Origin of the sequence: Kitasatospora sp. NBC_01560 (genome assembly GCF_045208415.1) — a bacterium.
Taxonomy (GTDB): domain Bacteria; phylum Actinomycetota; class Actinomycetes; order Streptomycetales; family Streptomycetaceae; genus Kitasatospora.
The window spans coordinates 4,643,605-4,664,156 of record NZ_CP109364.1 but is presented as its reverse complement, the minus strand read 5'-3'; the positions used below and the strand labels follow the sequence as shown (position 1 = coordinate 4,664,156).

20 protein-coding genes and 1 tRNA gene are annotated in these 20,552 nt (G+C 69.9%); 7 read left to right on the top strand and 14 right to left on the bottom strand.

Features of this window, described 5'->3' with window-relative positions; all coding sequences use genetic code 11:
- Positions 1-42 precede the first annotated feature (42 nt).
- The 7 genes from OH807_RS20275 to OH807_RS20245 form a co-directional block, all read right to left on the bottom strand.
- On the bottom strand, positions 43-249 hold the full coding sequence (locus OH807_RS20275; RefSeq protein WP_406200765.1) for a hypothetical protein: 207 nt from the start codon (positions 247-249) through the stop codon (positions 43-45).
- A 383-nt stretch (positions 250-632) separates the two neighbouring features.
- The gene (locus tag OH807_RS20270; RefSeq protein WP_406200763.1) at positions 633-1,451 is read right to left on the bottom strand and encodes a helix-turn-helix domain-containing protein; all 819 of its coding nucleotides are present in this window, start codon (positions 1,449-1,451) and stop codon (positions 633-635) included.
- Entirely contained in the window at positions 1,448-1,975 is a 528-nt protein-coding gene (locus OH807_RS20265) for a DUF6879 family protein (RefSeq protein ID WP_406200759.1), read from the bottom strand. Before OH807_RS20265 ends, OH807_RS20270 begins: the two co-directional genes overlap by 4 nt.
- A complete protein-coding gene (locus OH807_RS20260; RefSeq protein ID WP_406200757.1) occupies positions 1,959-2,150 on the bottom strand; it encodes a hypothetical protein in 192 nt (63 codons plus the stop codon). The genes OH807_RS20265 and OH807_RS20260 overlap by 17 nt, the downstream gene beginning before the upstream one ends.
- 191 nt (positions 2,151-2,341) lie before the next feature.
- Positions 2,342-2,530 carry a DUF397 domain-containing protein gene (locus OH807_RS20255; protein WP_406200754.1) on the bottom strand — a complete coding sequence of 63 codons (189 nt, stop codon included), beginning with the start codon at positions 2,528-2,530 and terminating at the stop codon, positions 2,342-2,344.
- Positions 2,531-2,606: 76 nt separating this feature from the next.
- Positions 2,607-2,798 (bottom strand): DUF397 domain-containing protein, encoded by a 192-nt coding sequence (locus OH807_RS20250; protein WP_406200752.1) that lies wholly within the window; start codon positions 2,796-2,798, stop codon positions 2,607-2,609.
- A 6-nt stretch (positions 2,799-2,804) separates the two neighbouring features.
- Positions 2,805-3,659, bottom strand: a complete 855-nt coding sequence (locus tag OH807_RS20245) for a helix-turn-helix domain-containing protein (RefSeq protein ID WP_406200750.1) — start codon at positions 3,657-3,659, stop codon at positions 2,805-2,807.
- A gap of 312 nt (positions 3,660-3,971) precedes the next feature.
- Here OH807_RS20245 and OH807_RS20240 point away from each other — a divergent pair, with 312 nt between their 5' ends.
- Both OH807_RS20240 and OH807_RS20235 read left to right on the top strand, forming a co-directional pair.
- On the top strand, positions 3,972-4,388 hold the full coding sequence (locus tag OH807_RS20240; protein WP_406200748.1) for an ATP-binding protein: 417 nt from the start codon (positions 3,972-3,974) through the stop codon (positions 4,386-4,388).
- Positions 4,388-4,531 carry a hypothetical protein gene (locus OH807_RS20235; RefSeq protein ID WP_406200746.1) on the top strand — a complete coding sequence of 48 codons (144 nt, stop codon included), beginning with the start codon at positions 4,388-4,390 and terminating at the stop codon, positions 4,529-4,531. The genes OH807_RS20240 and OH807_RS20235 overlap by 1 nt, the downstream gene beginning before the upstream one ends.
- A 148-nt stretch (positions 4,532-4,679) precedes the next feature.
- Here OH807_RS20235 and OH807_RS20230 read toward each other — a convergent pair whose 3' ends face one another.
- Both OH807_RS20230 and OH807_RS20225 read right to left on the bottom strand, forming a co-directional pair.
- A complete protein-coding gene (locus tag OH807_RS20230) occupies positions 4,680-5,282 on the bottom strand; it encodes a GNAT family N-acetyltransferase (protein WP_406200744.1) in 603 nt (200 codons plus the stop codon).
- Between the two features lie 139 nt (positions 5,283-5,421).
- Positions 5,422-6,705 carry an adenylosuccinate synthase gene (locus OH807_RS20225; RefSeq protein ID WP_359805533.1) on the bottom strand — a complete coding sequence of 428 codons (1,284 nt, stop codon included), beginning with the start codon at positions 6,703-6,705 and terminating at the stop codon, positions 5,422-5,424.
- A gap of 126 nt (positions 6,706-6,831) precedes the next feature.
- Between OH807_RS20225 and OH807_RS20220 the strand changes: the two genes are divergently transcribed.
- The 3 genes from OH807_RS20220 (at position 6,832) to purM (ending at position 10,701) form a co-directional block, all read left to right on the top strand.
- On the top strand, positions 6,832-7,719 hold the full coding sequence (locus OH807_RS20220) for a diacylglycerol kinase (RefSeq protein ID WP_406200742.1): 888 nt from the start codon (positions 6,832-6,834) through the stop codon (positions 7,717-7,719).
- A 234-nt stretch (positions 7,720-7,953) separates the two neighbouring features.
- The gene (gene purF / locus OH807_RS20215) at positions 7,954-9,537 is read left to right on the top strand and encodes an amidophosphoribosyltransferase (RefSeq protein ID WP_406200740.1); all 1,584 of its coding nucleotides are present in this window, start codon (positions 7,954-7,956) and stop codon (positions 9,535-9,537) included.
- A 78-nt stretch (positions 9,538-9,615) separates the two neighbouring features.
- Entirely contained in the window at positions 9,616-10,701 is a 1,086-nt protein-coding gene (purM, locus tag OH807_RS20210) for a phosphoribosylformylglycinamidine cyclo-ligase (RefSeq protein WP_406200738.1), read from the top strand.
- A 197-nt stretch (positions 10,702-10,898) separates the two neighbouring features.
- Here purM and OH807_RS20205 read toward each other — a convergent pair whose 3' ends face one another.
- Both OH807_RS20205 and OH807_RS20200 read right to left on the bottom strand, forming a co-directional pair.
- Positions 10,899-11,156 carry a DUF3073 domain-containing protein gene (locus OH807_RS20205; RefSeq protein ID WP_406200736.1) on the bottom strand — a complete coding sequence of 86 codons (258 nt, stop codon included), beginning with the start codon at positions 11,154-11,156 and terminating at the stop codon, positions 10,899-10,901.
- 383 nt (positions 11,157-11,539) lie between these two features.
- Positions 11,540-12,700, bottom strand: coding sequence for a Glu/Leu/Phe/Val dehydrogenase dimerization domain-containing protein (locus OH807_RS20200; RefSeq protein ID WP_406200734.1), 1,161 nt, complete (start codon positions 12,698-12,700; stop codon positions 11,540-11,542).
- A gap of 197 nt (positions 12,701-12,897) precedes the next feature.
- Here OH807_RS20200 and OH807_RS20195 point away from each other — a divergent pair, with 197 nt between their 5' ends.
- On the top strand, positions 12,898-13,818 hold the full coding sequence (locus OH807_RS20195) for a hypothetical protein (protein WP_406200732.1): 921 nt from the start codon (positions 12,898-12,900) through the stop codon (positions 13,816-13,818).
- 541 nt (positions 13,819-14,359) lie between these two features.
- Entirely contained in the window at positions 14,360-14,566 is a 207-nt protein-coding gene (gene bldC, locus OH807_RS20190; RefSeq protein WP_014137253.1) for a developmental transcriptional regulator BldC, read from the top strand.
- Positions 14,567-14,936: 370 nt separating this feature from the next.
- On the opposite strand, the gene OH807_RS20185 is transcribed toward bldC, so the two are convergent.
- From OH807_RS20185 to OH807_RS20175, 3 genes are all read right to left on the bottom strand, one after another.
- Positions 14,937-15,010: transfer RNA gene (locus OH807_RS20185), tRNA-Asp, on the bottom strand.
- Positions 15,011-15,163: 153 nt separating this feature from the next.
- The gene (hrpA, locus tag OH807_RS20180) at positions 15,164-19,150 is read right to left on the bottom strand and encodes an ATP-dependent RNA helicase HrpA (RefSeq protein ID WP_406200731.1); all 3,987 of its coding nucleotides are present in this window, start codon (positions 19,148-19,150) and stop codon (positions 15,164-15,166) included.
- A 155-nt stretch (positions 19,151-19,305) separates the two neighbouring features.
- Positions 19,306-20,289: a LysR family transcriptional regulator gene (locus OH807_RS20175; protein WP_406200729.1), complete on the bottom strand. Its 984-nt coding sequence runs from the start codon at positions 20,287-20,289 to the stop codon at positions 19,306-19,308.
- Positions 20,290-20,552 lie beyond the last annotated feature (263 nt).

Genomic DNA, 20,552 nt, shown 5'->3' with positions numbered 1-20,552 from the left:
TTCCCCTTTCCAGGTCTCGTTGTTCAACAGCCGGCGCGACAACTACCCGCGCGCGGCCTGCCGGTCGAAAAAGCCACCGGGCGCGTCGTCCGGTGGAATGAGGTCGGAGACGCGGACAACCCGTACCCGCCCACCCCTCAACGGCCGGATGTAGACGCTGAACTGGCAGATCTCCATCACCTGGACGGCGGCCCCGGTCCCGCGCTCGTACACCCGCTGCCCGACCCTGGGCACCCACGCCTCAGCCACAGCCGATCCTGTCACTGAGTCGGCGAACGAATCGATCGGACGGAATTTTCCGTTGTGGCCGAGTCGGCTGAAGGGTAGATGTACGGCGGCCACCCGCCTTCCTCACGAACCAGTTCGATGAGAGAACCAGCCGTTGGGTCCAGCTGAGACGGGCCGTTCTGGATCTTGCGAAGCGCTGCCGCCCAGTTACGCCGACTGTGCGGTATCGCCGGTTCGGGCTGTGAAAGTCTCGTGACTTCGGCCATGTCGTGGCTCCCCGTGACGGTGGCTCCTCCGGACGAGAACCAAGGTAGGTCGCAAAGCCCGAGTCGGTCCATGGATTTCCAGTTCTGGAAAGAATCTGTCTCGGGATCCGTGGGAGGAGGTTGCGCGCCAGCCATTTGCTATCCCTGCAGATACTCATCTCGAATCTGCTCGATCAGCACCCGCATCAAATCTCCGGCAGCGGCCATCTCTGCGAATCTGTCGAACTTTTCCAGATAGGAGGAGACATCCCGGGGGTCAGTGACGACGAGTTCGGCGTGGACTGTCTCCACCGTCACTACCCGGTCGTCTCGGATCACGAACGAGTGCCCTGGCGCCTCCACCTGCTCTGCCGCAAGCGGAACGACCCGAATATCGACGTTGGGCAACCGGGAAACCGAGATGATTCTGTCGAGCTGCCCGTACATCATGGCAGCCGGAAGTATGCGCCAGCGAAGAACTGGCTCGGTGATGACAAAGCTCAGAGTCTTGGCGGAATCATAGAGGACTCCTTGCCTCTCGATACGAGCACCGACCGTACGGCTGAGAGATTCCTCTCCCAGGTTCTTTCTGGCCAGAACAGAACGGACGTATTCCGGCGTCTGCAGCAGGCCGGGAACCAATGACGGCTGGAAGAGCTTCAGTGTGGTCATGGACTGATCGAGTGCCATGATCTGTTGTTGCTTCCTGTGATAGCCGAGGCGTCGGTACTCGCGCCACGCCACGGCTTCCGTCGCTGCTGCCCGGGCTGCCGCCAGATACTCCGTCTTGACCTCGTCCGAGACGCCTATGGCGGTGAGGATGCGATCGACGTCCACGACCGTCGGCGCCACCCGCCCGTTCTCGATCTTGCTCAGCTTGCTCGCAGACATGACCGCGCTGCGGGCGACGGCCTTGGCCTCCTTGCCTGATGCCTGCCGCAGTGCCCGCAGTGCCGTTCCCAGGTTGGTTCTGTTCACTCGCTGTACTTCGCCCACCATTCGGCGAACGGCTCCGCGTGCGCCAGCGCGGCGTCCCGGTAGGCGACGAATTCGCGCACGTGCTCGACGGCCAGGAAGTCGGTGCCGAGGTACTTTCCCTGATCGTCGTAGCTCATGGCGCCGACGGTCCGGTTGTCGAACATCCAGAAATCCGGCGCATCCGGGACCGGGTTCTCCCGGTCGGTCGCATCAAGGATGAAGAACTCCTCGCCGGCTTCAACGTTACGCCGATAGCCCCACCCGAGTTCGAATCGGAGGTACGGTGTGAGCGGACGGGAGAGGATGTGGACCCGGTACATGCGCTTGCCCGCATCGGTGGCATTGCGCACGGTGTCCAGCCATGCCGCCGACTTGAACGACTCGGGTTGGGGCTCGCCGGCGAGAAAGGCTTCGTAAGCTTCGATTCCACCGGACTGGCTGTAGTCGTCGAGGGTCTCCAGTCTGAACGCCTCCGTCTCAAACTCATCGAACCACTGGGAAAGCGTCCTAGATGAGGTTGTCACGGATGGCCTTTCGGATGAGTTCGGCCGGGATCTCCACGACCGTCTCGTGCCCGGGAAGATCTAGACCGTGGTTCGCCGGAGTCTCTCCCTGGACGAGAATGGTCCCTCGGTCGGTGGCGTACAACGTCGGACATTCCCCGTCCTCGCATGAGCTGACGAGCTTTCGGACCAGCACGGTGCCCCCTTTGCAAGGTTCCGGTGTCAGCGCCGATCTTTCCGGTTCATCAGAGTGGGGCGCAAGGGGGCGGAGTTTCCACTACTGGAAACCGGTGCGACGCCTGAGCGAACAGGTAGGCCCGGTACGAGCTTGCGTTCGTTTGCCCCGGTGGCCCCTTGCGGATCGCAAGGGGCCACCGGGGTAGGGCCTCAGGCGACGAAGTGGTCGAACTCGCCGGCCTTCACGCCGAGGAGGAAGGCCTCCCACTTGGCCGGGGTGGTGCGGACGACGATGTCGTTGGTGTCGGGGTCGCGGATCTCCACCATGCCGTCGGCGGTGCGGACTTCGAGGCACTCGTCGGATGCGCCGTCGGGGGAGGACTTCTGCCAGTCGTTCATGCTCGGGAGCCTCTTCGGGTCGGTGTACTTGGCTCGGCGGCCCTCGCGTGTCGTGAGGGCCGCCGGAACGATTCCGCTAGCCGGCACCGAAGTGGTCGAACTCGCCGCGCTTGACGCCTTCGAGCCAGAGGGCGAACTTGAGGGGAGTGGTGACGACGACGGCGCCGGGGGCGTCGGACTCGCGGATTTCGATGAGGCCGCCGGCGGTGCGGACCTCGATGCACTGGTTGCTGTTCCCGCTCATCGATGACTTCTGCCAGTTGCTCATGCCTTGCTAGCCCTTCAAGTCCTTCATTATGAGGTGGATGAAGTCGCGGGAGTCCTCCGGGCTGAGCGCAGTGGTCTCGGATTCCGCAACGATGGCACGGTAGGAGTCCAGCTCGGCTTCTGCGTGGATGAACTGCGGGCTCTGCAAGAGGTCGATCTGCACGGTGTCCAGTTCGGGGACGTGGCCGTGCGCGTAGAACAGGTCCTCGCCGGAGCCGGGGTAGGTGTCGACGCTGAACGGGATCGCGCGCAGGGTGATCCATGGGCGGTCGGCATCGTCGAGCAGGCTGGCGAGTTGGTCGCGGAGGACGGCGGGCCCGCCGAACTGCATTCTCAGGGCGGCTTCGTGGATGAAGGCGACGAGAGGTTTCCGGCCGTCGCCAAGGATCTGTTGGCGCTGGATGCGGAAGGCCGTCCGCGCGTCGGCGTCGTGCCGGGGGAGTGGCGGGCGGAGCCTGGCGAATACCGCGGATGCGTAGCGGCCGGTCTGGAGCAGGCCGGGAATCGACACGGTGTTCAGCACGAGCATGGATTCCGCGTGGTGTTCCAGTTCGGCGATGTCGAGCATGCCGTTCGGGATCCGGCCGCGGAAACTGTGCCACCAGTGCCTGCCGCGATCGTGCGTCATGAGGGTGAGCGCCTCGACGAGTCCCGCGTTGGTGCACTTGCAGCTGACTGCCCACGAGTTGAGTCGGTCGGCGCTGATTCCCGACTTCCCGTTCTCCATCTGGGAGATCTTGGGGACGTCCGTCCCCAGGGCTGCCGCGATCGCCTTGGGGGTCATGCCCGCGTGCTCACGCATCTTGCGCAGTTCGAGGCCGAGTCGCTGCTGGCGCACGGTCGGCGACAGGCGGGGTGGCATGCGTCTCTCCTCGGTCGGTGCTTCCGGTGCAGTCTGCCGCCCCGTCGGCAGCCGGTCTACCCACAGGGATGCCCGGCCGATGAGGGTAGCTCGATGGGGTGAATAGCTACTGGCTCAGTAGCAAATCTCGCCCCTTGGGTCCTAGCGTCTGTCCCAGAAGGTCTGACGATCCACCAGAAAAGCCCGAAGTGCACCCCGGTTGGGTGAGTGCAGGCTGCCGACGCCTGCGCTCGTCCCATCGTCGGCGGGGGCAAGCCACGGGCGGACGGCCCTCGATGGACACCCTCCCTCCAACTGGACTGGAGACAGTCGATGTTGCTCCCTCTCCTGCGCCCGCTCGAATCGGACCCGGTCCGCGAGTTCCGGCTCGACCTCTTCCCGCCGGCTGTCCCGGAGATCGTCGGTGCCCTGCGCCGACTGCTCCGGGACACCCTCCGCACCCTCGGCCTGGACGCCGACGCCCCCTGCCTGATCCTCTCCGAGTTGGTCACCAACGCCCTGCTGCACGGCGACGGTCCGCCGACCGTCGTGCTCGAACTCCGGTGCGGGAGGCTCTACATCGCCGTCTCGGACGCCTCGTGCGCCCCTGTCGTCCGCCCCGCCCCGGACGGTGCTCGAACGAGTGGGCGGGGGCTTGACCTCGTGGACGCGCTTGCCGATGAATGGGGTATGGAATTCATCGGCTCGTACGGCAAGGCGGTCTGGGCGGTTGCGACGGTCGGTGGCTGATGAGCGTCGTGCTGCTGACGGGCCTCTTCGTCTCCGTGGTGTTCGTCGGCATCGTCGCGCAGATCACCGCGAGTCGTCGCCCGCGCGAACACTGCCCGGCCGGCCGGGAGCCCGGCCGCGCTCCCACCGGGCCCGAGAACTAGGCCGGGCCCGAGAAGTAGCCCGGGCCCGAGAAGTAGGCCGGGCCCGAGAAGTAGGCCGGGCCCGAGAAGTAGGCCGGGCCCGAGAAGTAGGCCGGGCCCGAGAAGTAGGCCGGGCCCGAGAAGTAGGCCGGGCCCGACGGCCGCGCCGTTAGCCGGCGGCCAGCCGCGCGGTGAGCCGCTCGCGGGCGGCCGGCCATTCGTCCTTCAGCATCGAGAAGTACGCGGTGTCCCGCCACACCCCGTTGGCCCGGAGCTTCTCGCGCCGGTGGATGCCCTCGTACTGGGCGCCGAGCCGCAGGATCGCGTTGCGCGAGCGGTCGTTGAGCGCGTCCGTCTTCCAGAACACCCGGCCCATGCCCAGCTCCTCGAAGGCGTGGACGAGCAGCAGCCGCTTGGCCTCGGTGTTGATCGCCGTCCGCCAGACCGACCGGGCGTACCAGGTGCCGCCGATCTCGACGTACTCGTCCTCCGGGTTGATGGCGTAGTACCCGGTGATGCCGACGGCCCGGCCGGTGGCGAGGTCGATCACGGCGAACTTCACGGCGTTGCCCGCCGCCGCCTCGGCGATCCGGTGGTCGAGGAGCACACCGAGCTCCTCCTCCGTCGTCGGCGGGAGGGACGGGACCCAGCGCCAGACCTCCGGGTCCGGCCCGACGGCGGCCCACAGGTCGGGGAGGTGGTGCCGGCCCAGCGGCTCCAGGCGGACGTGTCGGCCGGTCAGGGTCACGGGGGTGGGCGGCTTCGCAGTCATGCGCCCGAACGTAGCGCGACTCTGCACTAGACGCAATCAACTATTGCACTAGTGCAGAATCGAAAGGACAGGAAGAAGGCCCTGCGGGACGCAACGTCCCGCAGGGCCTCTCGGCTGCGGAGGGTCAGCCGCGGACGGATCAGACGAAGGAGTTGATCTGGATCGTCTCGTACCGGCCCGGGCCGACGCCGATCGCGGAGATCGGCGCGCCCGACATCTCCTCCAGCGCCTTCACGTAGGCCTGCGCGTTCTTCGGCAGGTCGGCGAAGGTCTGGGCCTTGCTGAGGTCCTCGGTCCAGCCCGGCAGCGTCTCGTAGATCGGCTTGGCGTGGTGGAAGTCGGACTGGTTGTACGGGAGCTCCTCGACGCGCTTGCCGTCGATCTCGTACGCGACGCAGACCGGGATCTGCTCCCAGCCGGTCAGCACGTCCAGCTTGGTGAGGAAGAAGTCGGTGAGGCCGTTGACCCGGGTCGCGTAGCGCGCGATCACCGCGTCGAACCAGCCGCAGCGGCGGTCACGGCCGGTGGTGACACCGCGCTCGCCGCCGATCCGGCGCAGGGCCTCGCCGTCGGCGTCCAGCAGCTCGGTCGGGAACGGGCCCGAGCCGACGCGGGTGGTGTACGCCTTGAGGATGCCGATGACGCGGTCGATCTTGGTCGGGCCGATGCCGGCGCCGGTGCAGGCGCCGCCCGCGGTCGGGTTCGACGACGTCACGAAGGGGTACGTGCCGTGGTCGACGTCCAGCAGGGTGCCCTGGCCGCCCTCCAGCAGGACGACCTTGTTGGCCTTCAGCGCCTCGTCCAGGACGAGGGTGGTGTCGGCCAGGAACGGCTTGATCTTGTCCGCGTAGCCGAGGTACTCCTCCAGCACCAGCTCGGCCGGGATGGCGCGGCGGTTGTAGAGCTTCACCAGCAGCTGGTTCTTGTCGTGCAGCGCGGCTTCGATCTTCTGCTGCAGGATCGACTCGTCGAAGAGGTCCTGCACGCGGATGCCGACGCGGTTGATCTTGTCCGCGTAGGTCGGGCCGATGCCGCGGCCGGTGGTGCCGATCCGGCGCTTGCCGAGGAAGCGCTCGGTGACCTTGTCCAGGGTGCGGTGGTACGGCGTGATCAGGTGGGCGTTGCCCGAGATCAGCAGCTTGGAGGTGTCGATGCCGCGCTCGTTCAGGCCGCTGAGCTCGGAGAGCAGCACGCCCGGGTCGATGACGACGCCGTTGCCGATCACCGGCGTCACATTCGGGCTGAGGATGCCGGAAGGGAGCAGGTGCAGGGCATACTTCTGGTCGCCGATGACCACCGTGTGACCGGCGTTGTTGCCGCCCTGGTAGCGGACGACATAGTCGACGGAGCCACCGAGGAGGTCGGTCGCCTTCCCCTTGCCCTCGTCCCCCCACTGAGCGCCAACGAGCACGAGTGCCGGCACAGGCGTACACCCCTTCCGGTTGGGGCATCCTGCGTAGGCCGCAGTCTGCCCCGAGATAGACGAAGCCCCTGGCGCAATAGCGCAAGGGGCTCTTGCACCGAGAGATTACCTGAGGAAGGACCGGTCGTGTCGTCCCTGTCCACGCCCGCAACCGGCGGCCCCGAGCCGCTCCTGCTGCTCCTCGACCCGGCGGCCCGGCAGACCGACGGCGAGTCGGTGCGGATCGCGAAGGACGTCCTCTGCGGAGGGGCGGACGTCAAGGTGGCGTATCCGGAGAGTCCGTCCGAGCTCGATCGGGTGCTTTCGCACCGGGGCCGGCGGCGACCGGTGGTGATCGGTTCCGATCTCGCACTCCAGCGGGTGCTCCAGGCCCTGTACCGGCAGCGTGAGCTGGGCGCGGACCCGGTGGGCATGGTCCCGGTGGGCCGGCCGGACGAGCTGCTGGCGGCCCGTGCGCTGGGCGTTCCGGTGGAGCCGGTGCCGGCCGCCCGGGCGGTGCTCTCCGGGGTGGCGCGCAAGCTGGACCTGCTGGTGGACGACGGTGGCGGGGTGGCGCTCGGCGGGGTGCGGATCTCCGGCAGCGGCGCCCGCCGGGTGGTGGGCCGGACGAGTGGCTGGCGTTCGCTATGGGCGAAACTGGCTGCGGCCGAGCAGGGGACCGTACTCGGGTCCGACGCCGCCCCGGGCGTCGGTGCGGGGCGGGCCGAGCACAGCGCGCGGCTGCGGGTCGAGGCGGACGGGAAGCTCCTCGCCGACGTCCACCGCCCGGTCCGGGTGGTCCAGGTGACGCTGCCGGCGGGCGAGACGCCCGGCGGGGCGGCCGGCGACGGCGTGATGGAGATCGTGGTGCGCGCCCCCGGCACCCTGGTGCGCGCCCGCGCTGTGAGCGTCTCGGTGGCCGGGCGGGGGTTCGGCTACGAGGCGGACGGCCACCCCGTGGGCCCGGTCCGGGCCCGCACCTGGACGGTCCATCCGGCCGCCTGGAGCCTGCTGCTGCCCGTCGGCCACCCCTGAACGGAGGCCGGGTGAGCAGGCTCACGTTCCCCGCCGTTCACCGCCGCGTCGTCCGTGCACGAAACGCCCCAACAGGCGCGAACCGCAAGGCCGGGCGCCCCTCGGCCGAATTCCGGCAGCCCTAAATCCGTCTCGGGTAAGGGGTTTTGTCTACGCGCGTTGCCAACCGATCGCCCAACAATCACCGCCTCCCCGGTTCCGGAAGCCTGTGCCAACTGCCCTAGACTCGAAGGCGTGCCACGTGGTGACGGAAGACTCAACCACGATCTTCTTCCCGGTGAGAAAGGCCCCCAGGACGCTTGCGGCGTCTTCGGTGTCTGGGCTCCCGGCGAGGAGGTCGCCAAGCTCACGTTCTTCGGCCTTTACGCCCTGCAGCACCGCGGTCAGGAATCCGCGGGCATCGCAGTGAGCAACGGCTCCCAGATTCTCGTCTTCAAGGACATGGGGCTCGTGTCCCAGGTCTTCGACGAGGCCTCCCTGGGGTCCTTGCACGGGCATATCGCCGTCGGACACGCCCGCTACTCGACCACCGGTTCCTCGGTCTGGGAGAACGCCCAGCCGACGTTCCGGGCTACCGTTCACGGTTCGCTGGCCCTCGGGCACAACGGCAACCTCGTGAACACCGCCGAACTGGCGGCCATGGTCGCCGAACTCCCCGGTGAGGAGCACGTCTCCCGCTCGGGCCGGTCCGCCGCGACCAACGACACCGACCTGGTGACGGCCCTGCTCGCGGGCCACCCGGACCTCTCCATCGAGGAGACGGCCAAGCTCGTCCTGCCCAAGGTCAAGGGCGCGTTCTCGCTGGTCTTCATGGACGAGCACACGCTCTACGCCGCGCGCGACCCGCAGGGCATCCGCCCGCTGGTGCTCGGGCGGCTGGAGCGCGGCTGGGTGGTCGCCTCCGAGACGGCGGCGCTGGACATCTGCGGCGCCTCCTTCATCCGCGAGGTCGAGCCCGGCGAGCTCATCGCCATCGACGAGAACGGCATGCGGACCTCCCGCTTCGCCGAGGCCAAGCCCAAGGGCTGCGTCTTCGAGTACGTCTACCTGGCCCGGCCCGACACCAGCATCGCCGGCCGCAACGTGCACCTCTCCCGCGTGGAGATGGGCCGCAGGCTGGCCGCCGAGGCGCCCGCCGACGCCGACCTGGTGATAGCGACTCCGGAGTCCGGTACCCCGGCCGCCATCGGCTACGCCGAGGCCAGCGGCATCCCGTACGGCTCCGGCCTGGTGAAGAACGCCTACGTGGGCCGCACCTTCATCCAGCCCAGCCAGACCATCCGCCAGCTGGGCATCCGACTCAAGCTCAACCCGCTGCGCGAGGTCATCCAGGGCAAGCGCCTGGTGGTCGTGGACGACTCGATCGTCCGCGGCAACACCCAGCGCGCGCTGGTGAAGATGCTGCGCGAAGCCGGCGCCGCCGAGGTCCACATCCGGATCTCCTCGCCGCCGGTGAAGTGGCCCTGCTTCTTCGGCATCGACTTCGCCACCCGTGCGGAGCTGATCGCCAACGGCATGACCATCGAGGAGATCGGCCGCACCCTCGGCGCCGACTCCCTCTCCTACATCTCGATCGACGGCATGATCGAGGCCACGAAGCAGCCGAAGGACCGGCTCTGCCGGGCCTGCTTCGACGGGGAGTACCCGATGGAGCTGCCCGACCCGGCGCTGCTCGGCAAGCTCCTGCTGGAGGCCGAGATCAAGGGCAGCCAGCAGCCGCCCGCGGTCCGCGGCAAGCCGACCAGCGGCAGCGACGTGGACGGCGTCCAGTCCCTGCTCGGCGGAGCGGGCGCGGCCGACGCCCTGCGCCGCCCGTAACGACCTGATGGTGGGGTCCCGGAACCCGGGGCCCCACCGCTGTTCCGACCCCCACTGACCCGAGAGGGCCGCACCGCAGTGACCACGAACCAGAACGGCGCCACCTACGCCGCCGCCGGCGTCGACATCGAGGCGGGCGACCGCGCCGTCGAGCTGATGAAGCAGTGGGTGAAGAAGGCCAACCGCCCCGAGGTGGTCGGCGGCCTCGGCGGCTTCGCCGGGCTCTTCGACGCGTCCGCCTTCAAGCGCTACGAGCGGCCCCTGCTGGCCTCGGCCACCGACGGCGTGGGCACCAAGGTCGCCATCGCCGCCGCCATGGACAAGCACGACACGATCGGCCACGACCTGGTCGGCATGGTCGTCGACGACCTGGTGGTGTGCGGCGCCGAGCCGCTCTTCATGACCGACTACATCTGCGTCGGCAAGGTCGTGCCGGAGCGGGTCGCCGCGATCGTCAAGGGCATCGCGGAGGGCTGCGCCCTGGCCGGCTGCGCCCTGGTCGGCGGCGAGACCGCCGAGCACCCGGGCCTGCTCGGGCCGGACGAGTACGACGTCGCGGGCGCCGGCACCGGCGTGGTCGAGGCCGACGCGCTGCTCGGCGCGGAGCGTGTCCGCGCGGGCGACGTGGTGATCGCGATGGCCGCCTCCGGCCTGCACTCCAACGGATACTCGCTGGTCCGCCACGTCCTGCTGAACGAGGCCGGCTGGAAGCTCGACCGCAAGGTCGAGGAGTTCGGCCGCACGCTCGGCGAGGAGCTGCTGGAGCCGACCCGGATCTACTCGCTGGACTGCCTGGCCCTCACCCGGGCCACCGAGGTACACGCCTTCTCGCACGTCACCGGTGGCGGCCTGGCGGCCAACCTGGCCCGGGTGATCCCGGCCGGCCTGCACGCCCGCCTGGACCGCGGCACCTGGACCCCGCTGCCGGTCTTCCGGACCGTCGCCGAGGTCGGCAACGTGGCGACCCTGGAGATCGAGAAGACGCTCAACATGGGCGTCGGCATGGTCGCGGTCGTCCCGCCGCACTCGGTGGACGCCGTGCTGGCCATCCTGGAGGACCGCGGCGTCGAGGCCTGGCTGCTCGGCGACATCGTGGAGCGGGCCGACGAGCACGACGGCGGCGCGGCGCTCTACAACGCCTACGAGGGCTTCACCGCGGGCTGATCCCACCCCGCCGGACCGGGCCGAGCCCGGAGCACCACGAGAAGGGCCTCCCCGGCAGCTGCCGGGGAGGCCCTTCTCGGTGGACGGGGTGCGGCGCGGGGTGCCGGGAGGCACGCGGCCGTGCCGCGGACCGCGGGGGAACGCCGAGAACCGGCCCGGGCGCTCAGGGCGCCGGAGCCGGTTCTGCCAGACTGGGACTACGCGCGACGGCGGGCCTGGGAGGGCCCGGTACCCGATTCGGCGTCGTCGTCCTCGTCGTCGTCGGCGTAGCGAGCCGCGTACTCCGCGTAGGGGTCGTCGTCCTCTTCTTCCTCGATCGGCTCAGGCTCGATCGAGGCGGTGGAGGGCGATACGCCCAGCTCGCTGGACAGACGGTTGGCGTCGAACCCGCCGCTGTTGTACTTCAGCTCGCGGGCGACCTTCGTCTGCTTGGCCTTGGCCCGGCCGCGCCCCATGGGTCGACCCCCTCAACGATGGGGCTCACGGCCCCGAGTCTGACACGTGTTCATGAACAAGAGCGGCCTGCCCGAATGGGGAGAACCGTCCCTTGGAGCATTAACGGTACCTGTTTCTGCCGCTGGACGGTACGTCGTCGGTGTGACGTGGCGCGCACCGACCGCACCCAAGACCAGGTCTTCCCAGGTCACGGGGCATTTTGCGGCAGTTTGCACGCTGTCCGGAGGTATCTCGGGTCCGTCGTTCCCGGATCGATTATCCCCCTTAGGGGGGCGTTGGATCACCCGATCGGGCGCAGAAGTGAGAATCCGGTTCCACATCGTGATGCGCGGGAGGCGGCGGACACCGCCTCCCGCGCATCACCGGCCGCGGGGCGCCGGGATCAGGCGCGGCGGGCGCCGGGCAGCAGCACCGAGCGGAGCGCGCTGATCTCGCGCATCCGCTTCTCGGCCAGGCGGTCGGCGGCGACGGCCGGCGGGACACCGTCGGTGGTGGCCCGGGTGAAGATCTCCAGCGTGGTGTCGAAGATCCGGGTGGCCTTGTTCTTGGCCCGCTCGAAGTTGAAGCCCTCGATCTCGTCGGCGACCTGGATCACGCCGCCGGAGTTCACCAGGTAGTCCGGCGCGTAGAGGATCCCGCGGTCGGCGAGGTCCTTCTCGACGCCCGGGTGGGCCAGCTGGTTGTTGGCCGCGCCGCAGACCACGGAGGTGCCGAAGCCGCCGAGCGCGGCCACCGAGTCGTCGGTCAGCGCGCCGCCGAGGGCGCAGGGGGCGTAGACGTCCAGCTTGGCCTGGAGCAGCGCGGCGGTGTCGGCGACCACCTCGACCTCCGGGTGGGCGGCCCGGACGCGGTTGACGGCGGCCTCGGAGACGTCGGTGATGACGACGGTGGCGCCGTCCGCGACCAGGTGGCCGACCAGGTAGTGGCCCACCTTGCCGACGCCGGAGACGCCGACGCGCTTGCCGCGCAGGGTCGGCTGGCCCCAGCGGGCCTGGGCGCTGGCACGCATGCCCTGGAAGACGCCGAAGGCGGTCAGGATGGACGAGTCGCCGGCGCCGCCGTTCTCGGGCGAGCGGCCGGTGACGAACCCGGTCTCGCGGGCGACGACGTCCATGTCCTGCACGTAGGTGCCGACGTCACAGGCGGTGATGTAGCGGCCGCGCAGGGACTCGACGAAGCGGCCGTAGGCCCGGAGCATCGCCTCGTTCTTGTCCTTGTTCGGGTCGCCGATGATGACGGCCTTGCCGCCGCCGAGGTCGAGCCCGGCCAGCGCGTTCTTGTAGGACATGCCGCGGGAGAGGTTGAGCGCGTCCTCCAGCGCCGCCTCCTCGGAGGCGTACGGGAAGAAGCGGGTGCCGCCGAGGGCCGGGCCGAGGGCGGTGGAGTGGATGGCGATGATCGCCTTCAGGCCGGAGCTGCGGTCGTGGCAGAGGACGACCTGCTCGTGGCCGTCGCCGGGGGCGCCGTCCTGTTCGGTACGGAAGATCCTGCCGAGCACGCCGGGTGCGGGGTGCGTGGCGGATGCGGTCTGTACGTCGGTCACTGTGGTGACTCCAGTATCGAAGGCCCGCTGCTGTGGTGCGGGCGCCTAAGGCGAAGCGTAGTCGCGGGGCCGCCGGGGATCAGCCCTCTTGCCCGAGCTTGGGCCGGTTGTCCGGGTGCTGAGACGGGGCGTGCGGAGTGCGTCCCCGAACGGCTCCCGGGGCGAAGCCCTGCCGGGGGAGGGCGGCGCGTGCGACGATGCAGCACGTGACCGTCGTACGCACCTCGGTACTGCCGCCCTACGCCGCCCACCTGCGGGTGTACGAGCCGCTGGCCGCCTACCCGGAGCCCGACCGGGCGCGGTGGCAGGCCTACGCGGCCGAGCGCGGTCCGGACGCGGCCGAGGCCGGGCAGCCGGTGGCCGCCGCGGTGCTGGAGGAGCAGCGGGCGGCCCTGGCCGAGCTGGTCGGCCGGACCCCGCGGGCGCTGCCCGAGCGGGAGAGCGAGCGGGCCTTCGTGCGCTCGCTGGACGGCGTGCTGTACGTCTGCCCGTGGGCGACCAGGCTGCGCAGCTGGCAGGCGCTGGAGGAGCTGCGGGCGGGGGCGCCGGTGGCGCTGGTGGACACCGCGCTGCCGCCCGCGGCCCGGGCGGCCGCCGAGTCCGACCGGGAGCGCTGGCGGGCCGAGCACCCGGACGCCCGGCCGTGGATCCTGACCAGCCGGTGGGAGGTGCCGGTGCGCTGGTTCCTGCCGTTCGGGGACGAGGACCGCTGCTTCGTGCCGGCCGGGGAGGCCTCCGCCGCGGCGGAGCCGGTGGAGCGGGAAGAAGGGGACAAGGCGGCGCTGTTCTACCTGACGCCGATGGCGCAGGCGCGCCGGCGGGTGGCCCGGGCGTACCGGGCGCTGCGCGAGGCGGTACCGGAGGGGGAGCTGGTGCGGGGGGCGGAGCAGGTCGGGCGGTGGCTGGAGGAGTTCCATCCGCGGTCGCTGGTGGAGCTGGACTACGGGGGCCTGGTGCATCTGCTGGGGCCGGAGCGGCTGCTGGCGGACCGTTCGGCGGGGGAGCTGGAGGACGGGCTGCGCGCGCTGCGGGCGGGGGACGCGGTGGAGGCGGTGCGGGCCTACGAGGAGCTGACCGGCCGCTGGCGGTCGGTGCAGGCGCTGCGCTACGCGAACTGACCGGCCCCGGGGCCGGCGGGCCCGCCCTGAGGCGGCGTCACGGCCGGCCGGGCCGGGTGTCGGTGGTACTTGTAAGACTGGAAGGGTCCTAGGGCCTGATCGGCATGACCAAGGTCCTGGTTCGGGTCAATACCTGGCGAACGTGACACTACTCACCGTTGACGCGAACTCACCCCTATGTGCAAAAATGGGACAACCAGCCCAACTTCACGCGAGCGTGCCCACTTTTGGGTGGTTCTGGAGTCGATGCGTGCTTTGCGCGGAAACGGCAGGTCTGGGGCCCTCGTAACCTGATGTCACTATAAGGTGACTGCCCGTTATGGGGTGGTCCATCGCCATCCGTCGGCCTTGAACCCGTGAGGGGTCAATTTTGGCGGTTTGGTCGATGGGGCTGGACGGATGGTGTAGTTGTAGACACCAGGACAAGCCGTTCGTCCTATAACCGACTCGGCCCGTCTATGCCATTTCGGGCATCGCGGGCCAAGGTGCAGAATTTGAAGGATAGAACCGCCCTGGTTCGGTTCTCCCGAGGAGGCCGCTCATGACCGCTCGTACCCCTGATGCTGAACCCCTGCTGACGCCGGCAGAGGTCGCCACCATGTTCCGCGTGGACCCCAAGACGGTTACCCGTTGGGCCAAGGCTGGCAAGCTCACGTCCATTCGCACGCTCGGCGGGCACCGCCGTTACCGCGAGGCGGAGGTGCGCGCTCTGCTGGCCGGTATTCCCGCCCAGCGCACTGAGGCCTGATAGGCCGAAGGCTCTTTCAAAGGGGCCGCTTACCGGACTCCGCCGGGTCCGGTAAGCGGCCCCTTTGCATGCCCGCGGACCGGGGCGGCCGTGAAGGCGGCGAGGAAGCCGGTCGGCCGGAATGTTGAACTCCGCATAACGATTTGAGAGTCCTGGGGTGGGGGGGATTTACTGTGAATAGCTGTGCAATTTTACATATTAAATTAGTGGCTGTCGGGGAGGGTCGGGGGTCGGCCCGTCTCGGGAAAAGCCAAGTGACGACGGTCACACGGACGGTTACTTGTGGTCTAGACCTAGTCCGGGGTATGGGGACGCCCGGAGAAACGGCGAGAGGCCCGGAACCAGACGGTTCCGGGCCTCTCGGCTACGGCGATCCTGACGGGACTTGAACCCGCGACCTCCACCTTGACAGGGTGGCGAGCTAACCAACTGCTCCACAGGACCAGAGTTTTTCGATCCGTTCGCTTTGCTTTCCTGCGCTGCGAACAAGACAGATCGTATCCCATGGTGGGCCCCCAGGTCGAACCGGCTCCCGAGGGCCCGCCCGGCCCGCCGGCAGCGTCCGCCGGCGGGCCCGGAGGGCGGGCCGCCAATGGCTCAGAGCGTGGCCCGGGCGGCCTCCATCGCCTTCGTGATCCGCTTCTCCGAGACCGGCGTCGGAGTGCCGAGCGACTGCGCGAAGAAACTGACCCGCAGCTCCTCGATCATCCAGCGGATCGCCAGGACCTCCTTGGAGGGCTCCTGCCCGGCCGGAACGGCCGCCAGCAGCTCCCCGTACTCCTGCTGCACCTGCTGGACCTTCAGCAGCTGCTGGGCGTCCCGCTGGGGGTGGTTCGGCAGCGCCTCCAGCCGGCGGTCCACCGCCAGCAGGTAGCGCTTGAGGTCCGGCAGCCGCTGCCAGCCGGTCTCGGTGACGAAGCCCGGGTGCACCAGCGAGGCCAGGTGCAGCCGGATGTCGTTCACCGCCGTCAGCAGCACCGGGCTGCTCACCGACTTCAGCCTGTTCGACGCCTTGTGGAAGGCGATCAGTGCCGTCGCCGCCTTCAGCGTGGTGTCCGCCGAGAGGTCGTACACGTCGGCCCGGACCTTGTCGTGCAGCTTGCCGAAGGCCGCCTCGTCCCAGGCCGGGCCGCCGGCCAGGGTCATCAGCCGGTCGGTGGCACAGGCCACCACGTCCTCGAAGAGCGCCGTCACCGAGCCGTGCGGGTTGTACGAGAGCGCGAGCTTGGCCTGGTTGCCCAGCCGGCCCTGGATCGACTTGGCGGGCGAGGTGGTGGTCAGCATCAGCAGCCGCCGGGTGCCCTCCCACATCGACCTGGCCTGCGCCTGCGGGGTGTCGAACAGCTTGATGCCGACGGCGTCCCGCTCGTCCACCAACGCCGGGTAGGCGCGCAGCGAGTGGCCGCGGGAACGCTGCTCGAAGGTGCGCTGGAGGACCGGCAGGGAGGCCGGCCAGGCGGTCAGGCCCGACTGCTCGATGCCCTGCCCGGAGGCGGCCGAGGAGAGCGTCTCCTTCAGCTTGGGCTTCAGCTTGAGCCGGAGGTCCTCCAGGTCCTTGGACTCGGCGAGGTTCTTGCGGCCGTCCACCACCCGGAAGGTCACCTTGAGGTGGTCCGGCACCCGCTCGTCGTCCCAGGCCTCCGGCGGGACGGTGACCGCCGTCAGCCGCTTGAGGACGTGCTCCAGGGTCGGCAGCAGTGGTTCCTGGCGGTCCTTCACCTGGCGCAGCGCCGCCCGGGCGAAGTCGGGCGCGGGCACGAAGTTGCGCCGGACCGCCTTCGGGAGGGACTTGATCCAGGCGGTCACCAGCTCCTCGCGCAGGCCCGGGATCTGCCAGTCGAAGCCCTCCGCGGTGACCTGGTTGAGCACCGGCAGCGGGATGTGGACGGTGACGCCGTCCGCGTCGCTGCCGGGCTCGAACTGGTACGTCAGCTTGAAGCGGAGCTTGCCCTGCTGCCAGTGGTCCGGGTAGTCGGCCTCGGTGACGCCGTCGGCGGAGTCGTTGATCAGCATCGACTTCTCGAAGCTGAGCAGGTCCGGCTGGTCGTGCCGGGCCTTCTTCCACCAGGAGTCGAAGTGCCGGGTGGAGACGACGTCGTCCGGCAGCCGGCCGTCGTAGAACTCGAACAGCGTCTGGTCGTCGACCAGGATGTCCCGGCGGCGGGCCCGGTTCTCCAGCTCCTCGACCTCGCTCAGCAGCCGGCGGTTCTCGGCGAAGAACTGGTGGTGGGTCTCCCAGTCGCCCTCGACCAGCGCGTTGCGGATGAACAGCTCGCGGCAGAGCTCCTGGTCGATCCGCCCGTAGTTGACCTTGCGCTGGGCGACGACCGGCATCCCGTAGAGGGTCACCTTCTCGTACGCCAGCACCGCGCCGGCCTTCTTCTCCCAGTGCGGCTCGCTGTAACTGCGCTTGATCAGGTGGCCGGCCAGCGGCTCCACCCACTCCGGCTCGATCTTCGCGTTGATCCGCGCCCAGAGCCGGGACGTCTCCACCAGCTCGGCGGACATCACCCAGCGCGGCGGCTTCTTGAACAGGCCGGAGCCCGGGAAGACCGCGAACCGGGCACCGCGGGCGCCGCCGTACTCGCGCTTCTCCACGTCGTACAGGCCGATGTGCGAGAGCAGGCCGGCCAGCAGCGACTGGTGGATCCGGTCCGCGTCCGGCTCCGCGTCCGGATGCGGCTCCTCGATGGTCACGCCGAGCTGCTTGGCGACCGTCCGGAGCTGCGAGTAGATGTCCTGCCACTCCCGTATCCGCAGGTAGTTGAGGAACTCGCTCTTGCACATCCGGCGGAAGGCCGAGGAGGACAGCTCCTTCTGCTGCTCCCGCACGTAGCGCCACATGGCCAGATAGGAGAGGAAGTCGGACGTCTCCGACTGGAAGCGGCGGTGGCGCTCGTCGGCGGCCTGGCGCTTCTCGGCGGGGCGCTCGCGCGGGTCCTGGATGGAGAGCGCGGCGGCGATCACCATGACGTCGCGGACACAGCCGTTCCGGTCCGCCTCCAGCACCATCCGGGCCATCCGCGGGTCCACCGGGAGCTGGGCCAGTTTGCGGCCGAGCGGGGTGAGGCGCTTGCGGACGTCCTTCTCCTCCGGGTCCAGCGCGCCGAGCTCGTGCAGCAGGTGCACGCCGTCCTTGATGTTCCGCGAGTCCGGCGGGTCCAGGAACGGGAAGGCGGCGATGTCGCCGAGGCCGGCGGCGGTCATCTGGAGGATGACCGAGGCCAGGTTGGTGCGCAGGATCTCGGCGTCCGTGAACTCCGGGCGGGAGAGGAAGTCCTCCTCCGAGTACAGCCGGATGCAGATGCCGTCCGAGGTGCGGCCGCAGCGGCCCTTGCGCTGGTTGGCGCTGGCCTGGCTGATCGCCTCGATCGGCAGCCGCTGCACCTTGGTGCGGTGGCTGTAGCGGGAGATCCGGGCGGTGCCCGGGTCGATCACGTACTTGATGCCCGGGACGGTGAGCGACGTCTCGGCGACGTTGGTGGCCAGCACGATCCGGCGGGAGCCGGAGCGCTGGAAGACCTTGTGCTGCTCGGCGGAGCTCAGCCGGGCGTAGAGCGGGAGGACTTCGGTGAACTTCAGCTTCAGCTTGTTGAGCGCGTCGGCGGTGTCGCGGATCTCGCGCTCGCCGGAGAGGAAGACCAGGATGTCGCCCGGGCCCTCGGCCTGCAGCTCCTCGGCCGCCTCGCAGATCGCCTGGATCTGGTCGCGGTCCCGGTCGGCGTCGGAGGCGTCGTCCTCGGCGTCCGCGTCGTCCACGACCGGGCGGTAGCGGACCTCGACCGGGTACGTCCGGCCGGACACCTCGATGATCGGGGCGTCGCCGAAGTGCTTGGCGAAGCGCTCCGGGTCGATGGTCGCCGAGGTGATGACGACCTTGAGGTCCGGGCGGCGGGGCAGCAGCTGCTTGACGTACCCGAGGATGAAGTCGATGTTGAGGCTGCGCTCGTGCGCCTCGTCGATGATCAGGGTGTCGTACTGGCGCAGCTCGCGGTCGGTCTGGATCTCCGCGAGCAGGATGCCGTCGGTCATCAGCTTCACCAGGGTGTCCTGGCCCACCTGGTCGGTGAACCGGACCTTCCAACCGACCGCCTCGCCCAACGGCGTCCGCAGCTCCTCCGCGACGCGCTCCGCCACCGTCCGGGCGGCGATCCGGCGGGGCTGGGTGTGGCCGACCAGACCGCGGACACCGCGGCCCAGCTCCAGACAGATCTTCGGGATCTGGGTCGTCTTGCCGGAGCCGGTCTCGCCCGCCACGATCACCACCTGGTGGTCGCGGATCGCGGCGAGGATGTCGTCCTTCTTCTGGCTGACCGGCAGCTCGGCGGGATAGGTGATCTCCGGCACCGCCGCGCGGCGCTGCGCGACCAGCAATTCGGCACGGTCGATGTCGGTGGCGATCTCGGTGGCGACCTTCTGGCGGGCCTCCGGCTTGCGGACCTTGCGGGCCCCCTCCAACCGGCGTCCGATCCGCACCTCGTCGCGCAGGGTCAGCTCGGGGAGACGGGCGGCCAGCTCGCCGATGCTCGGTCCCTCGGCGGGGGCGTCGGCGGACTGGACTGCGGGAGAACTCACGGCGGGCATCCCTCTAGGTTCGCAAGGAGATGCGGCGGTGCGCACCTCGGTTTTCGAGCCCCTCCAGTGTCACAGCCGTCGCCGGGGAAGCGCGAACCCCGTCCGGGACGGCGCGGGGCCGGCCCACCGGGCGGTGGGCGGTGGGCGGTGGGCGACCGGCCCGGTCAGCGCTCCAGGGCGTCCCGGTCGGGGCCGGGCAGCCAGTCCCGGGTCGGGTCGTACTCCAGCCAGCGGCTGCGCCGGGCCCGCGCACCGAACGCCCGCAGCAGCGGCTCCAGCTGCGGGTGCGGCTGCTCGGCGCCGCCGTCACCGGTGCGCCAGAGCAGTGACCAGGCGTAGAGCGGCGTCGGGCCGGCCAGCGGGACGGTCCGCACGCCCGGGCGCCCGGGGGCGGCGGGCAGCTCCGGGAGGGGGCAGTCGGCGGGGAGGAGGGAGAAGCACGTCGGATCGGTGCGCACGCGTTCCACGAAGTGCTCCAGGCCCAGATTGGTCGAGCCCGTCCGCGCGGCGACGCCGAACCGGTCGGCGAACCTGGTCAGGAAGTCCAGCCGGTCCACCGCGGCCGGGTAGCGCAGCACGCTGCCCCGCAGCTCGGTGGGCCGCAGCACGTCCCGCCCGGCCAGCGGGTGGTCGGTGCTCAGCAGCGCGTCCACCGGCTCCAACCGCACCAGCCGGTGGGCCAGACCGGCGTCCCGGCCGTCCGGCAGCGGGTGCACCCGGCCGAACCCGGCGTCCGCCGCGCCGCGCAGCAGCGCCGCAGCCACCGAGGGCAGGTCCCGCCCCGGGGCCGGCTCCACCTCCAGCCCCGGCACCCCCTCGACGGCCTGCGCGACCGTCCGCATCGGCGCGTACAGGTGACCCCAGACGTCCATCCGCAGCGGGCGCCGGGTGCAGGCCACCGCCGCCACCGCGTGGTCGGCGTGGACGAGCAGCTGCCGGGCCGGCTCCAGGAACCGCCGCCCCGCCCCGGTCAGCCCGACGCCGCGCGCGTCGCGCTCCAGCAGCCGGGCGCCGAGCGCGGCCTCCAGCCGGGCCACCCGCTTCGACAGTGCCTGCTGACTGATCGCCAGCCGTGCGGCGGCGCGCCCGAAGTGCAGCTCCTCGGCGGCCACCGCGAAGGCCCGGACCTGGGCGAGATCGAGATCCATGACCGCCCAGCGTACGGACGGGAAGGGCCGGGGCAAGGCCTCCCGCCTGCGGCGGGGACCGGCACGGGGGTGGGCGCCGAAAATTCTTCGAACTCACCTGCAACCTCCCGGGGTGCCGCACGTCTTTGGGGACGAGAGGCACGGAAGGGGGCCACCTTCCGGAGGCGGGGGGATCCGCCGCCGCCCGTGGCAGCGAGTGCACGGGCCGCCTCGGCCGCTCCATCACCCAATCCGCACCCGGCTCCGCCGAGCCTGTCCTCGGC